Raw genomic sequence first — 13,978 nt, forward strand, 5'->3', positions numbered from 1 at the left:
AACCGCGGCGTTCGCTGGTTGGTAATTATATAGAATTTTTCAATTTTTAGGATGTATTCTATCGATGAAATCAGTTTGACTTATGGCGGGAATGGCAATAATCCCACTAGTCCAATAGACGGGTCTTTAAAAACATGCCGCGTTTTATAGCCTGCAGGGATAGACCCGCATTCAAACGGCAGGCGCCACACACACTGATTGATTAGTTCATGGCTCGTTTATCTATAAATGGAGAGGCTGGTTTTCCCCGCCGTCTTGTTTATCCTATCAACGCCCTTCCTTCCGTTCAGACCATCGAAGCAGGAATTCACGAAATCTTGTGGGATGCAGACCTTAAATTCGAGGCGCTGAGACGATATTACCAAAACCTGGACGCCGACGTCCTGTTTTATTTCAGCGACATCGTCATTCAAGCGGAGGCCATGGGGGCTGAAATTGCTTTTTCCAACGGGGGAATGCCGGCGGTGAAGTCTCCGGCCGGGTCCATTGAAGTTCCCAAACCGGGCCATGCCGCCCGGATGCAGATAAACGCCCGGGTTGTGTCCCGGATGCAGCAGGAGTTTCCCGGCAAGTATATAGCGGCGCCAGTATTCGGGCCGTTCACCGTAGCCGGCCAGGTCGTGGGCGAGGAAGCCCTGCTTCGGATGCTTGTTGACGACCGGGGCGCGGTCATGGATCTTTTGGAAAAGGCGCTGGAAGTGGCCGGGAATTATACGCAATTCCTGGTGGACGCGGGCGCCAATGTGGTTTCCGTTGCAGATCCTTTATCCGCCCTGATACCGCCGGATCAATTCTGGGAGTTCGCAGGGGATTTTCTGCAACGGCTTTTTGATCCTTTCAACGCCCTTCCAACCATTCTTCACATATGCGGAGACACCGCCCAGGTTGTGGACCAGATGGTCAAGACCGGAGTCGGCGGCGTCAGCTTTGACAATTGCATGGATCTCATGGCCTTTGAGGACCAGATTCCGGATGACGTTTCCATTATTGGAAACATCGACCCGGTAAGCATCGTGGAAAGGGGCTCTTTGGAGGACATTGCCTCCGAAACCGCGGATCTTGTTTCCATGATGGCTCTGAAGAGGAATTTCGTCTTGAGCACGGGCTGCGCCGTGCCTTTTTCCGCCCCTCTTGAAAATGTGCGCTGTTTTGTGGAAACGGGCAGGCGCCGTTTCGCCGAGCTTGAACCCGCCGTTCCCCAATTATCGGAGATCAGCGCCCATGTTTTTTCCGCCAAGGCCGAGGAGGCCGTAAAAGGAGTGCAATCCGCCCTTGAACGGGGCGTAGATCCTTTGGTCATCGTCACCAGCGGCCTCACAAGAGCTGTTCGCAAGGGGAGCGCCCTATACGAGGCCAAAAAGTGCTTTTTGCCTTCCCTCTTGCTGATGGTCGACGCCTTTTACGAGGGCTTCCGCCTTTTGGAGGACAGGCTGCACAACCGGGGCGCTGGAAAAACGGATGTCATCCTTGGCACGGTCAAAGGGGATATTCATGAAATCGGCAAGAATCTGGTTCGCATCTTTTTTGAAATATACGGCTATCAGGTGGTTGATCTGGGCGTGGATGTGAGCGCCGAGGCGTTTTTAGAATCTTACGGCGAGCATCACCCTAAGTTGATCGGCCTTTCTGCGTTCACAACAAAGTCCAAAGAGGAAATGGGCAAAATTATAAACGCATTGCGTCAAAAGGGAAAAATCGACGCTCAAGTGATTGTGGGAGGCGCCGCCTTAAATGAAAGCGCGGCCCAATCGCTGGGAGCGGACGGTTTCGCCCCGGACGCAGTCAGGGCGGTGGGGCTTGCAAAAGGGCTGCTTCGCCAGGCAAAGAGCGGGCCGCAGCCGTCTTAAAGGCCTGAAATGCCGTTTAAGGGAGCGTAACCAAGCAATTGCAGGGGGCGCCATATCTTGTTTTTATTGATTCATGAAGAGGAGGCTTAAAATGATAAGAAGGTTGGTTTTAATTGCTTTGATTTGCATCTTGATTCCTTGTGCGGCCATGGCCGAAGGGGCGAAATTCGGGATTGTTCTGCCCCTTTCAGGACCTTACGCCGCCATGGCGCAGGACATGAAGAACGGGGCCATGCTGGCCACCGACCAAGTCAATCAGGCCGGGGGCGTTTTGGGCGGACAGGCCGAGTTGATCGTCAAGGATTCGCAGCTTAAGGCGGACATCGCCCTTCGCCGGGTCAAGGAAATGGTGGAGGAGGAGCATCTCACCGTCATCGGCGGAAACCTGTCCGGCGCCATCTCCCTGGTCATCAATGAATACGCTTGTAAAAACAACCTGCTGTATATGTCTTATTGCTACAACAGCCTGCCTGTGGGCAAGGAGTTTTGCGGCAAAGGCTTCACCTCCGCAGTGATTCCCTATCAGAATCCCGACGCCCTGGCGACGTATGCGTTCAAGAACCTGGGTAAAACCTGGATGTCCTTGTCCGCCGACTATCGCGGCTTCCACGACATGATGGCCAGTTGGATGTACAACAGCGACCAGCTTGGCGGGGAGTTCAAGGGCAATATCTATCATCCGCTGGGAACGCGGGACTTTTCCACCTACATCCCCCGCATATTGGCGGAAAGCCCGGACATTCTGGTCCTGAACAACTACGGGGCCGATCAGATAGCCGCCATCAAACAGTTTTCCCAGTTGGGCCTGACCAAAAAGATGAAAATCGTCATCAGCAAGACCCATTTGCACATCGCCAAAGAATGCGGCAAGGCCTATGACGCAAACATTTACGGAGGGGCAACCTATTACTGGAACATGAAGGCTGCAGGCGAGGAAAACAAGAAATTCGTCGAGGCTTTTACGGCCAAATTCGGCGCGCCTCCTTCCGGGGACGCCGAGGCCGCCTATGTGGGAACCAAAGCCGTCTGGCAGGCCATTGCCAAAAACGGCGCTGCGGATAACGTGGATGCGCTAATCGACGCGCTGACCAGCATGACCGTGCAAACGCCCAAGGGGAGTGAACAGTTCCGGGCTTGCGACCATGCGCGCCAGCAATCCATTCTCGTGTTAAGGGGCCGCGGCGATCAATCCAAGGACTGGGACGTTTTTGAAGTTGTGCAGGAAGTCCCCTGGGAGGAAACCCTGCAATCCTGCGAAAACAACAAAAACAATCTGCCTTACGGAAATGTTCCCATCCCCACCAAGTAGCGGCGGCAAGGGGTTTTTCCATAAAAGAAGCAATTATAATCATGGAAAGGCGGCTTTGCCGAAAGAGCCGCCTTTCCTTTTAGCATTGATTGCGAGGCGCATATTCTGGATATCGACCTGAACCTCATCATCATGCACATCCTGTTGGGCTTGGCCCTGGGCGCCATCTACATTTTGCTGGCGGCCGGGTTGACCATCGTCTACGGGCTTCTGGACGTTGTAAACTTCGCCCACGGCGTTTTTTATATGCTGGGCGCCTACGCCGTATTTTTGGTCATATCCCTGACAGGCAGCTTCTGGATAGGCCTGGCCAGTGCGGCGATCATCACCGGGTTGATCGGAGCCCTGGCCGAAGTGTTTTTATTGCGCCCCTTGTACGAAAAACATCAACTATACCCCTTGTTGTTAACCTTTGGATTTTCAGTCGCCGTCCCGGACCTGATGAAGGTCATATTCGGTTTGATCGGAAAGACCGTGGATTATCCCGAGGCGCTGAGCGGATTCATCCTGCTGGGAACCATTCCCTTTCCCAAATATCGCCTGTTCATCATCGTCCTCACGGCCGTGGTCATGACAAGCCTATGGCTCTTCCTGAAAAAAAGCGACCTGGGAATGGTCATGAGGGCGGCTACCTTGAACAGCAGGATGGTCGAGGCCCTGGGGATTGACGTGGCCCGAATCTGGACCGTGGGGTTCAGCATCGGCGTCGGCCTGGCTGCATTGGGAGGCGCCGTAGCGGCGCCCATGGTTTCCGCCAGCCCGGATATGGGCGTGGAAATTACCGTGGAAAGCTTTGTCGTGGTGGTGCTGGGAGGCTTGGGCAGCCTGGCGGGCGCCGTAACGGGCGGACTGATTATTGGTCAGGTGGTCAGCTTTGTTTCGCTGTTCGCCGGTCAATACTCCAAGGTGGCTATTTTTATCGTCATGTTTATTGTGCTCCTGGTCAGGCCGCGGGGGCTTTTCGGAGAAGCCGGGAGGCACTGAGCGGATTATGGAAGAAAAGCTGGAAAATCCATATAGCCTGAAAATCGTGTGGGCGATCCTGCTGGTTCTGGCGCCCATGCCTTTGGTTTTATCCACGCCCCTGGCTACGGAAATTCTCATTTACGCAATTTTCGCCATGGGCTTCAACCTCGCCCTGGGCCATACCGGCATCCTTTCCTTTGGGCACGCCGCGTATTTCGGCCTGGGTTGCTATGTCACCGGAATGGCTTTGCGGTATCTTGAGTTGGGCGTGTTCCCCGCCCTTTTACTGGGAACGCTCGCGGCGGGCTTGGCTGCTCTGGCGCTGGCCGCCCTGGCGGTGAAAAGGCAGGGCGTCTACTTTGCCATGATTTCCCTGGCTTTTTCCCAAATGCTGTACTTTCTGGCCCTTTCGCCCCTTAAAGGCCTGACAGGCGGCGAGGACGGCCTCAAGTTTATCCCTAAGCTGGCCATTGAATTTCCTGCGCCGCTGGACTTGAGCAAGCCTTTGTCCGCCTATTTTTTCACCCTGTTTTTCTTCGCATTGGCTATATTCGCCATGCGCCAGGTTTTAAATTCGCCCATGGGACGGCTGCTGCCGGCCATTCGGGAAAACGAAGCCCGAGTCAAGTCTTTAGGCTTTCCTTCACACGCCTTAAAAATCATGTCCATGGCGATTTCCGGCCTTTTTTGCGGCCTTGCCGGGGGGCTTTTGACCGTGTACCTGGGGTATGTTCCATTATCCACCCTGCATTGGTTCACCTCCGGCTCGATTATGATGATGACCATTTTGGGCGGCATGCAAAGTTTTTCCGGGCCTATCGTGGGAGTCCTCGTCTTTCTATGCCTCCAGGATGTAACCGGCAATTTTACGGAGCGTTGGGAGCTGTTTTCGGGAACCCTCTTCATGGCGCTGATTCTGCTCTTCCCCCAGGGCGTTGCGGGGACCATCAGACAGCGGGTGCGGCGCCGCATGGCGCCGGCGATCCCGGAGCAGCAAACATGATTATCAAAGCGGAAAAACTGACCAAGAAATTCGGCGGGCTCGTGGCCGTGGATCAGGTGGATTTTACGTTGGCCGCCGGAGAATTCAAGTCCATCATCGGCCCGAACGGGGCCGGTAAAACCACCCTGTTCAACCTGATAGCAGGGGCAGAGCCCGTGGACGGGGGACGAATATTATTTCAAGGCGATGAAATCACTAACCTTCCCCAGGAGCGCATTGCGCGGATGGGCGTCGTCAAAACCTGTCAGACATCCCAATTTTTTCCCTCCTTATCGGTAATGCAGAATTTAAGCGTAGCCGCCCAGCCTCCCAGTTCATGGCGTTCTCTTTGGCGCGGAAAAGGGCTTGCCCAAAAAACGCTCAGGCAGGCAAAAGCCGTACTAAAGCAGGTCGGCCTTGAAAGCGCCGCCGACTGTCCGGCGGAAGCCCTATCCCACGGGGAAAGGCGCTATTTGGACTTAGGGCTGGCTCTGGCGGCCAATCCCAAGGTTTTGCTCCTGGATGAGCCGACCGCCGGCATGAGTCCGGCGGAAACCCGCCAGGCCGCAAGGCTTATAAAGCATCTTGCCCAGGAATTCAGCCTATCCGTAATCCTGGTGGAGCACGACATGGGGGTGGTCATGGAAGTTTCGGACCGGGTGCTGGTGATGAACGAAGGGCGGATTTTTGCGGAAGGGGCGCCGCAGGAAATAAGGCGAAATCCCGACGTGCAAAGGATCTACCTTGGAAAGGGGAGGGCGGCGTGCTGACAGTCGACACGGTTCAGGTCTGCTACGGAAAAAGCCCGGCTGTGCAGGATGTCTCGCTGCGCGTGGCGCCGGGGGAAACCGTGCTGCTTCTGGGCAGAAACGGCGCCGGCAAAAGCACCTTGCTGAAAAGCATCATGGGCGTGGAGCCTCCCTGTTCCGGCCGCATAATCTTCCAAGATCGTCCGATTACAGGCTCGTCCCCCTGCAAAATCGCCCGGCAGGGCATATGCTACATCCCCGAGGACAGGCAGGTTTTCAGCAATCTTTTGGTCCTGGAAAATCTGGAAATGGGCATGCTGGCCCATAAGAATAGGCTGGATCGCCGTGAGAGTCTTGAACGGGTTTTCAGCTACTTTCCCCGGCTTAAAGAAAGATTAGGGCAACAAGCCGGCAGCCTTTCGGGCGGCGAACAGCAGATGCTTGCCATAGCCCGCGGCCTGGTGTCCAAGCCCCAATTGATGCTGGTGGATGAGCCTACGGAAGGATTGATGCCGATTCTGGTGGATGAAGTGGCAGGCATTTTGCGCCGGTTAAGGGAGGAAGGCGTGGCCATTTTGTTGGTGGAGCAGAATTACCCCATGGCCATGAGCCTGGGGGAAGATCTGAGCGTGTATTTTATGGAAAAAGGAAGAATTCTGAAACACGGCAATATTAAAGAGTTCCTAGCAGGCTTTGACGATCCGGACCATTGGATGAAGATGTAACATCCCGGCGACGCCCGTCATAGATGGGCGCCCCAGGCAGAGCAGTACCGTGCCTGGGCGCGTCAGCGCAGTAGGTGCGACCTATGTGGTTGGTTAACGTCTATAAACTCAGGCGGACGAACGACCCATCCAAATCCAAACAAAAAGCATGAATTCAACCCACGCCGTTCGCCCGCCGGACTTGCCTAATTTCTTCAAGCACTTCGGCCGCACCTTTTGGCCTTCGGCCCCAGGCATTGCATGCCCGGGCCACCCAAAAACAAGAAGCGCAATCTTGAGATCACGCAAAGCCTGGCGCTTGCTTGCTCATGGCGGCGATTTGGTCCAGAAGATCCAGGCGTTTTTCATCGTCCGCCTCAAAGAAGTTGACCACGCCCAAGAATTTCCAGATCTTTTTTCCGAAGGAAAGCACCTTTTTCATGTGCGGAGGCACGTTGTCGTTATAAGGATTGGGCCCCATGGATTCCAGGCTGGCGGCCACCTTCTCAAGTTCCGCGGGGATTCGCTCCATGCGCCCCACGGTGGAAAAGGTGTAGGTCAGGCCCGTGAGCATGGAATTGTCGCTGCCGTTGAATTTGGTGCGGTAGTCCTTTTTGTAGATGACCAGGGGCTTTTGCACGGCGAAAGCTATGCCGGTTTCCACCACGCCGCCTTCGTCCGGGGTTCTGCCGTTCATGTTAAAAACCAGGTAATCGCAGCCTTCAATGATTTGATACACGTCCACGGAGAATATGGCCCGGTTTACGAATTGATTGATGCGCCGGAACATCTTGTTGGTCACCCTGGGGTCGTTGGCCAGGCCCATGACGTATTTTTCCAAGCCGTCCCGTTGGGGCAGGAAGGTGTCATATCCCGCTTTTTCCAAAACGTCCGCAATCGCTTTCATCCCCCACTGCTCTTCGGGGCAGAACAAAGGCCCGGAGCAGTACACCCTCTTTTTTGAATGCTTCATGCTAACCTTTCTGAATTTTTAATCGTTGCTATAATTGCTCGTAAAGGCGCTTAATCTCCTCTTTGCCGTGCGTTCTTTCCAGGCGCCTGACCGTGAAATGCCCCTTGGCCATACATTGGAAATGATTCATGAATAACGTGTTAACAAGGCTTCCGCCCGCGGCGCCTATGATGGGAATGGCCGAGGCGGCGGCTTTTTCGGAGACGACTATGCCGAACCGGGAAGCTATGGTAGAAATAAGACGCACCAAGGCCGGAGCGGTCCCGTCAACAGCGCCCTTTCTGGCAAGGTATTCCACCGCTTCCCCCACGGTCCGGGACAAAGCCGTCCGTACGGCGTAATATCCGGTTTCACCAGCGTCGTCGCCTTCGCTGCGGCCTCCCAGGGCGAACACCTCCAGTCCGGCCGCCAGGGTGGAGGGGGACCTTATATTCTCGCCGTTTTCCCGGGCGATATCCAGGATGGATCGAAACATGATGACCGTGGAAATCGGCAGTTCCACGGACAGGGCGGCCAGGCCGAATGCGCCGCCGGCGGCGCCGGAAGCGGCTGCAGCCGCTTTATGAAAAAAATTGGAGGCCTTGGGCTGTGAATCTTGATTCATGGTCATGACCGCGGCGCCCACGGCTTTTTCCAAAGCTGTCTTGGTTGCGATTTTCACCGCGCTCCCCATTTTTTTCGGCAGCATGTCAAAGCCCTGCTCGATGGGAGCGCCAAGGGCGTTGGACAACTTGACCGCCAATCCGGGATTTTCCAGCAGGCGTTTGGCTTCCTTAAGCTCTTTCAGTTCCTTTTCGTTAAGGCCCATAAGGCCGCCTTCCTTCCTATCGCTGATTGTTTCGGGCTCTGTCCAAAAGCAGGGAGAAACGCTCAACCTGCCTTTGATAATAAGGGGCGCTCAGGTCGTAGTAACGGGCTTTTTGCGCAAATTGCAGGGCGCCCTTCAGGTCCCCTGCAGCATAAAGGCATTCCGCCACGGTGTCCAGGACGGAGGGCTTTTCCGGGGCCAGGGCGTAGGCGACTTCCGCGTATTTTATGGCCATGGCCGGACTAATGAACTTTTGGTCTTTGGCGGTGGAAAGAATTCTGGCGAACAAATCCAGGGCGTCCACATATTGGGGCATTTTTTCCAAGGCGTCCTGCAGGATTTTGATGGCCTCCACATACCGCTCCTGGCGATAAAGCGTTTTCGCGTCTTGAAACTGGGCGCGCAAGGCGCGGTATTCCGCGGTTTTTTCGATATAAGACTTGGGGGGGCTGCTGTATTTGCCGTAGGCGTTATCCTGGCATTCCAAGGCTTTGTCCAGATCTCCGTTTTCATAATAGGCGGCGCTGGCGGCGTCCCACACATAAGGGTAGCAAGGCCGGAATTTAAGGACTTTTTCCGCAAGCTCCAAACTTTTTTTGGGGTCCTTCACTGCGGAGTCCTTGGCATTGGCGTACAAATAGGTCAGGGCGGCCAATGCCTTGGGATAGTCGGGCAATACCTCCAGGGCGGCGTTGAACTCCTTTTCCGCCTCGGAGAACTTGTCATTGCGATAGGCTTCCCAGCCCGCTTCCACGTGCTTTTCGTATTCCATGTCGTAGGCGAACATGGGACTGTAGGAAACTCCCACCCGGGATCCGCTTTTCATGCCCATGAGACGCACTTCCGTCCCGGCTTCGGTTTTTTCGTAGAGCAGGGAAAAACTCCGGTTTTCCACCCTATGGGCTTTCATGTTAAGGTCCCGCACCCGCACGTAGTCCCGGGCGAAGGTGAATCCCTTGGGCCAATACGCCTTTTCCAGCCATTCGTCATCAGCGGTGACAATGCGGAAGTCTTCCTGGGAGTTGAAATAGACCTTGCAGCTTTTGTCGATGAATATTCCGGTATGCAGCACTTCGTCCGGCGCCAGGTCGAAATGCTTGCGGGTGACGATGTAGAGCTTGCTCCTTTCGTCATTGGCCCGCCGGATTCTATCCCGTCTGGCGAAGAAGTCGGGCGTCTGTTCAATATAGGGGAACTCCAGCAGATATCCGCTTTGGGGCAATTGCTCTTGAATTTCCCGGCCCCGGGATTGCTCGGTAAAGGTGTAATCCAGGGCCGTGATCACGTATTTGGACGCCGGGATGGTTATGTCCGGCGAAATCCTGGCTGCTATAAGATCATCCTCTTTATATAAAATATCACCATCCTTAATATTCCCCCCTTCAAAATGGTAGTTGTCCGCCGTGCTCTCCCCCATGAGGGCCGCCACTTCCTCCGAAGAGCCCATGGTGATGAAGCCCGCATACCAGCCTTCGGGCCGCCGGTTGATCCGGTATGAAGCCCGGCCTCTGAAGCTGTATTCGGAAAAATAAAAGATGGAGGCGAAAAACCACCGGTGGCCCCCGGCGCCCGGAAAGTAAATGACCAGGACGTCGTCCTTTTCCATTTTGGCGGATATGGGCGCCTTTGCATCCAGTTCGGAAAGATGGCAGACCGCCATGCGCGAGTTGGTGAACGTGATGGGGTACCAGGTGCGGGAGTACTGAATCCGGGTCTGCTCCAGCGGGATGTATTTTCCATCCCTGAAGATATACATGCCGTATTCATCGGGTTTGCTTTTCAGCTCAAAAGCGGCGGCGCCGGCTAAAGCAGGGGATAGAATGCAAAAAAGAACGCATAGGAGAAACATATTCAGCGGGATGGATTTTGAACGTGAATGAGGCATACAGCCGACCTCCGTTTAGCAGGCGGAAAAAGCTGCCATTTTAAAAACTCCGCTTTTTAAAACGGCCTTTTCATAAAAGAAGGAACATGAATCGACATAAAGAGGACAATAGACTCGTCCGCCGGACCCGCCGCCCTCATCAGCGAGCCGTCTTTCATATTCCAATTGAAGTGGCGTCCTACATGCTCATGGGATGCGCCGGAAATAACGGCATGCACTCCCGTTTATCCCCGCGTCCCAGATAAGGCATGATAATATAGAATGGCCCTGGTTTGCAAGGCGCCAGGGATTTTAAACCAAGATACAGTCATTCCAGTAATTTGCTTTTTCATTTTTTGCGCTTTTAACCTCCATTTCGCTGCAGTTCCACAACGACGCTGGATCCCCGTTTCCGGAAATGACGGATGGCGGCGATGGTAGGGTGGCCCAGGCAGGCTTTTTTGCCTGGGTTTGAAGAACAAAAGGCGCGGCCATATAAGAATGCAGAAATTGGGCACGGTTGGCGGGCGCACGGATCTGCTTGCATTCATGCTTTTGTTTGGCTTTGGAAAAGGCGTTCGTCTGCGGGAGATTGATGGCTTCTATCACCTCAAAGGCCGCTCCTACTGCGCTGACGCGCCCAGGCAGGATGCTGCTCTGCCTGGGGCGCCCATTATCATCGGTTGCGGCATTGATCGTCATCCCGGCAAGGACGATCCGCTTTTCAGGATCTTTCGCAAACCGGAAACCCGCGTCCTTTCAGGCTTACCATGGAATATGATAACTTGTTTGAACGCAACTCAGTATTGTGGGGGGCTCGCTTCTAACAAGCCGCAAAAACAGCTTATTGAAGAGAGGATGCGCCAACCTGCGCAAAGACGTTTACAAGCCTACGATAGCCGCAGCCCTGACGGGCGAGCCGTCTCCGCGCTCTATGGCAAGCGGGAAGCAGCAAAAGATAAAATCCCCGGCCGGCAATTTTCCCAGATTGGCCAGGTTTTCAATAATCAGCACCTTTTGTCCCAGCAGAATGTTGTGCACAGGCAAATCCTCGGAATCCACGGCGTCTATGGAAAGGGCGTCCACGCCCACGCCTTTGATAGGCGCCTGAATCAGCCACTCGGCGGCCTCAGGCGTTAAGACGGGAAATCCGGAAAAATACTTTTCCCCGCCCCAAAAGGCGTCCCAGCCCGTGTATAGGAGAATAAAATCCATGGGCCTGCTCATGCACCCCGTCTGCTTTAGAAAATCCAGACTGACAGGCTTTGAACCGAGGGGCCGGCAGTCCACAACCTCTCCCTGGCCGCAAAAGGCCTCCAAAGGCAGGGCGTCTATGGTGTTGCCATGGGATAAAAGATGAGCGGGAGCGTCCACATGCGTGCCCGTGTGAGAGGACAGGGTCAAAAGCCGCTCCACACAGCCTTCCTTTTTCAAGCTGGCGGCGATCCGGATTTCCGGGCTGGGATCGCCGGGAAAAACCGGCATTTCCGGGGTGATGGGGCGTGACAGGTCAATGACTTGCATAGAATCAATTCCCGGAGACGGACACCCTGGTCATGGTGAAAATCAGTTTTTCCTCCATGGAAGCCCTTTTGATCGTCAAGGTGACGGATTCTCCCACTGGCCCGCGCATTTTTTCCTGGATCAGCTTGTCAAACTCCATGCCTTCGGTGGGCTCGTTATTGATATGGGTGATGACGTCCCCTTTTTCCACGCCCACCCGCTTGGCGGGCATGCCTTCCAGCACGTCCAGAACGACCAGGGGGCCTCTGTGATTGAATACGTTGGGGTCGAACAATTGGCCCACATTAAGGCCCATTCCCCCGAACTTCTGGTCCTGGGAGCAGCCGGTTACGGCCGGGAGCCCCAATAGGACGATAAGCGCCAACACCGTAAAGAACGGTATATAGAAAGCCTTTGTTCTCATATGCTTTCCTTTCCGGTCATCATGATGTCCCTTCCTCTTGCCAGGACCATTGCTTGGAGATGAACAGGATGTATCGATATTCCTCCATGGAGCCTTTTTCCCGCTCCCCGTCCATCAATGCCTTGATTTCCTCGTTGATGCGGTCCCTTTCCGGCTCCATGTCCATTTCATCCTCCACAATCACCTGGGCGGAGTATATGTTTGCGGACACGCTGAAGCCGGGGAATTTCAGCCTTTTTTGTTTTTTTTCGTCTTGTGCGGACGGTTTTTCAAAGCCGAGGCGGTTAAGGGCTTTTTCCAGCTTGGCGAAAGCCCACGGCCTGGCGCCAGTCAGGTCCACCGTCAAAATCAGGAAAAAGGAGGTCTCCTCGTCGGTTTCTTCCCCGGCAGACGCCCCGTGCTGGAATTCCTCTTCCGAAGCGGCATGCTTTTTTTGCTGGTTTTTCAGCCATTTGGTAAAGTATTCCTGCTTGCGAGCCTCGTAAGCCAGGATGCTTTTCAGAGTTTCGTAGTTCTTATCCGAATACTCAACATCCTGCACGTTTGCTTTGTGGAAAGTTTGGGCGATAAGCTCGCTCTGGGGCGCCGGGATTTTTCCCAGCTCCCTTTTAATGCGCTCAAAGTCTTCCAGATTTTTTCTGAGATGCCCGTTTTCCATGGAGTTCATTTAAAACTGATCCCGAGGATAGAAAAAAATGGAAAGTTCACGCAACCGGGAGCATTTATCAAACCAACCCTTAAAAACCGTCAGCCCAAATTTTGTTAAGGGGCGGCAGTTTGATACCGGTTGCAGCCTGTATTCGTCATGATGCAATAATACCTTTCCATCCCTTGGAGGGCAAGAAAAACAACGGTTAAATGCCGGCCCCTTCCTTTTCAGCCTTGACCTTTAAGGCTTTGTTCATCATTTCAAACCCCGTTTTTGTGCGCTCCATGACGGTTTTGGGTATAAAAGGCGAGAGCAGGCCGGAAAACTCCTGTCTGTGCACATGCAAGACGCCCCCGCCGGGCTGCGGATGGATTTCAAAAATATGCTCTCCGTCGGCCAGGCCGGGAAACAAAACGCCGCCTTTCCAGGCAAATATTTTTTGAGGGGTGCAGCGGGTGACCTTGGGGTGAAAGGTCAAAATGCGTTTTGTTCCAGGCATCCTGGGACGGCAGGTCAACCTGGCGCCAAAGGCGGGGCGCCCTGCAGACTCCAGAATAAACGGATTCCATTGCCCATACCCGTCTAAATCCGTGAGGATGGACCACACAAGCCCGGCGGAAGCGTTAATAACAATTTCCGTATGGATTTTTCGCATGACGGCCCCTCCTTAATACAGTCGGAAGATCAGGCCAGGGGGAGCTTTAGAGGGCGTCGGCTTTGGGTGAAAATGCTACGTAATCAACAGCGCTTAAAAAGGATCATGCAGCCTTAAAGCTGAAGATTTTCTCTGGCGGTCAAATACAGGCAAACCTTGTCCAGCAGTTTGCGCACGTCAAAGGGCTTGGGTAAAAATCCGTCAAACCCGGCATCCATCATTCTTTCTTCATCTTCATTGGAGACGAATCCGGTCAACGCAATGATGGGAATAGCCCCTGTTTTGGCGTCCGATTTTAAGATTTTCGTCGCTTCCATGCCGTCCAGAAGCGGCAGGCCCAAATCCATGAGGATGAGGTCCGGCAGGTCCGCCTGGGCCATTTCCAGGCCCTGTTTGCCGTTGGCGGCCACGGACACGGAGCAATAACAAACCTTTTCCAAAAGATCATGAAGAAGGACTCTATTTGTCTCGGAATCCTCTACGACCAACACTTGTTTTTCCATACTTTTCCATCCCCCGGTCAACCTGCGGATTAAGGCGAATCC

The 13,978-nt window shown here is 54.1% G+C and carries 15 protein-coding genes; 6 read left to right on the forward strand and 9 right to left on the reverse strand.

The annotated features are described in order from the left end of the window. Positions 1-209: 209 nt before the first annotated feature. The 6 genes from BUE18_RS05075 (at position 210) to BUE18_RS05100 (ending at position 6,578) form a co-directional block, all read left to right on the forward strand. Positions 210-1,847, forward strand: a complete 1,638-nt coding sequence (locus BUE18_RS05075) for a uroporphyrinogen decarboxylase family protein (RefSeq protein ID WP_073473587.1) — start codon at positions 210-212, stop codon at positions 1,845-1,847. Between the two features lie 91 nt (positions 1,848-1,938). Further along, positions 1,939-3,156, forward strand: coding sequence for an ABC transporter substrate-binding protein (locus BUE18_RS05080; protein ID WP_073473588.1), 1,218 nt, complete (start codon positions 1,939-1,941; stop codon positions 3,154-3,156). A gap of 132 nt (positions 3,157-3,288) precedes the next feature. After that, positions 3,289-4,140, forward strand: a complete 852-nt coding sequence (locus BUE18_RS05085; protein ID WP_083610784.1) for a branched-chain amino acid ABC transporter permease — start codon at positions 3,289-3,291, stop codon at positions 4,138-4,140. 7 nt (positions 4,141-4,147) lie between these two features. Beyond that, positions 4,148-5,125, forward strand: a complete 978-nt coding sequence (locus tag BUE18_RS05090) for a branched-chain amino acid ABC transporter permease (protein WP_073473590.1) — start codon at positions 4,148-4,150, stop codon at positions 5,123-5,125. After that, positions 5,122-5,874 (forward strand): ABC transporter ATP-binding protein, encoded by a 753-nt coding sequence (locus tag BUE18_RS05095; protein WP_073473591.1) that lies wholly within the window; start codon positions 5,122-5,124, stop codon positions 5,872-5,874. The genes BUE18_RS05090 and BUE18_RS05095 overlap by 4 nt, the downstream gene beginning before the upstream one ends. After that, positions 5,868-6,578 carry an ABC transporter ATP-binding protein gene (locus BUE18_RS05100; RefSeq protein ID WP_073473592.1) on the forward strand — a complete coding sequence of 237 codons (711 nt, stop codon included), beginning with the start codon at positions 5,868-5,870 and terminating at the stop codon, positions 6,576-6,578. Before BUE18_RS05095 ends, BUE18_RS05100 begins: the two co-directional genes overlap by 7 nt. 280 nt (positions 6,579-6,858) lie before the next feature. Here BUE18_RS05100 and BUE18_RS05105 read toward each other — a convergent pair whose 3' ends face one another. From BUE18_RS05105 to BUE18_RS05145, 9 genes are all read right to left on the reverse strand, one after another. Continuing rightward, positions 6,859-7,530: a nucleoside 2-deoxyribosyltransferase gene (locus BUE18_RS05105; protein ID WP_073473593.1), complete on the reverse strand. Its 672-nt coding sequence runs from the start codon at positions 7,528-7,530 to the stop codon at positions 6,859-6,861. Between the two features lie 28 nt (positions 7,531-7,558). Next, positions 7,559-8,338 (reverse strand): EcsC family protein, encoded by a 780-nt coding sequence (locus BUE18_RS05110; protein ID WP_073473594.1) that lies wholly within the window; start codon positions 8,336-8,338, stop codon positions 7,559-7,561. Between the two features lie 16 nt (positions 8,339-8,354). Beyond that, positions 8,355-10,223 (reverse strand): tetratricopeptide repeat protein, encoded by a 1,869-nt coding sequence (locus BUE18_RS05115; RefSeq protein ID WP_073473596.1) that lies wholly within the window; start codon positions 10,221-10,223, stop codon positions 8,355-8,357. 291 nt (positions 10,224-10,514) lie between these two features. Next, positions 10,515-10,904, reverse strand: coding sequence for a hypothetical protein (locus BUE18_RS05120; RefSeq protein WP_139264615.1), 390 nt, complete (start codon positions 10,902-10,904; stop codon positions 10,515-10,517). Positions 10,905-11,084: 180 nt separating this feature from the next. Next, complete coding sequence (locus BUE18_RS05125) at positions 11,085-11,726, reverse strand: cyclase family protein (RefSeq protein ID WP_073473600.1); 642 nt, start codon at positions 11,724-11,726, stop codon at positions 11,085-11,087. Positions 11,727-11,730: 4 nt separating this feature from the next. Next, the gene (locus BUE18_RS05130) at positions 11,731-12,129 is read right to left on the reverse strand and encodes a PDZ domain-containing protein (protein WP_073473602.1); all 399 of its coding nucleotides are present in this window, start codon (positions 12,127-12,129) and stop codon (positions 11,731-11,733) included. Positions 12,130-12,148: 19 nt separating this feature from the next. Beyond that, entirely contained in the window at positions 12,149-12,796 is a 648-nt protein-coding gene (locus tag BUE18_RS05135) for a hypothetical protein (RefSeq protein ID WP_073473604.1), read from the reverse strand. A 187-nt stretch (positions 12,797-12,983) separates the two neighbouring features. Then, entirely contained in the window at positions 12,984-13,433 is a 450-nt protein-coding gene (locus tag BUE18_RS05140) for an SRPBCC domain-containing protein (RefSeq protein ID WP_073473606.1), read from the reverse strand. 113 nt (positions 13,434-13,546) lie between these two features. Next, entirely contained in the window at positions 13,547-13,936 is a 390-nt protein-coding gene (locus BUE18_RS05145; RefSeq protein ID WP_073473608.1) for a response regulator, read from the reverse strand. Positions 13,937-13,978: the final 42 nt, after the last annotated feature.

The organism is Desulfatibacillum alkenivorans DSM 16219, from assembly GCF_900142135.1.
Classification (GTDB): Bacteria; Desulfobacterota; Desulfobacteria; order Desulfobacterales; family Desulfatibacillaceae; genus Desulfatibacillum; species Desulfatibacillum alkenivorans.

Excerpts from the sequence above, each read along its gene's own strand:
- BUE18_RS05075 (WP_073473587.1), top strand. The coding sequence starts at position 210 with ATGGCTCGTTTATCTATAAATGGAGAGGCTGGTTTTCCCCGCCGTCTT.
- BUE18_RS05080 (WP_073473588.1), top strand. The coding sequence starts at position 1,939 with ATGATAAGAAGGTTGGTTTTAATTGCTTTGATTTGCATCTTGATTCCT.
- BUE18_RS05085 (WP_083610784.1), top strand. The coding sequence starts at position 3,289 with ATGCACATCCTGTTGGGCTTGGCCCTGGGCGCCATCTACATTTTGCTG.
- BUE18_RS05090 (WP_073473590.1), top strand. The coding sequence starts at position 4,148 with ATGGAAGAAAAGCTGGAAAATCCATATAGCCTGAAAATCGTGTGGGCG.
- BUE18_RS05095 (WP_073473591.1), top strand. The coding sequence starts at position 5,122 with ATGATTATCAAAGCGGAAAAACTGACCAAGAAATTCGGCGGGCTCGTG.
- BUE18_RS05105 (WP_073473593.1), bottom strand. The coding sequence starts at position 7,530 with ATGAAGCATTCAAAAAAGAGGGTGTACTGCTCCGGGCCTTTGTTCTGC.
- BUE18_RS05110 (WP_073473594.1), bottom strand. The coding sequence starts at position 8,338 with ATGGGCCTTAACGAAAAGGAACTGAAAGAGCTTAAGGAAGCCAAACGC.
- BUE18_RS05115 (WP_073473596.1), bottom strand. The coding sequence starts at position 10,223 with ATGCCTCATTCACGTTCAAAATCCATCCCGCTGAATATGTTTCTCCTA.
- BUE18_RS05120 (WP_139264615.1), bottom strand. The coding sequence starts at position 10,904 with ATGACGATCAATGCCGCAACCGATGATAATGGGCGCCCCAGGCAGAGC.
- BUE18_RS05125 (WP_073473600.1), bottom strand. The coding sequence starts at position 11,726 with ATGCAAGTCATTGACCTGTCACGCCCCATCACCCCGGAAATGCCGGTT.
- BUE18_RS05130 (WP_073473602.1), bottom strand. The coding sequence starts at position 12,129 with ATGAGAACAAAGGCTTTCTATATACCGTTCTTTACGGTGTTGGCGCTT.
- BUE18_RS05135 (WP_073473604.1), bottom strand. The coding sequence starts at position 12,796 with ATGAACTCCATGGAAAACGGGCATCTCAGAAAAAATCTGGAAGACTTT.
- BUE18_RS05140 (WP_073473606.1), bottom strand. The coding sequence starts at position 13,433 with ATGCGAAAAATCCATACGGAAATTGTTATTAACGCTTCCGCCGGGCTT.
- BUE18_RS05145 (WP_073473608.1), bottom strand. The coding sequence starts at position 13,936 with ATGGAAAAACAAGTGTTGGTCGTAGAGGATTCCGAGACAAATAGAGTC.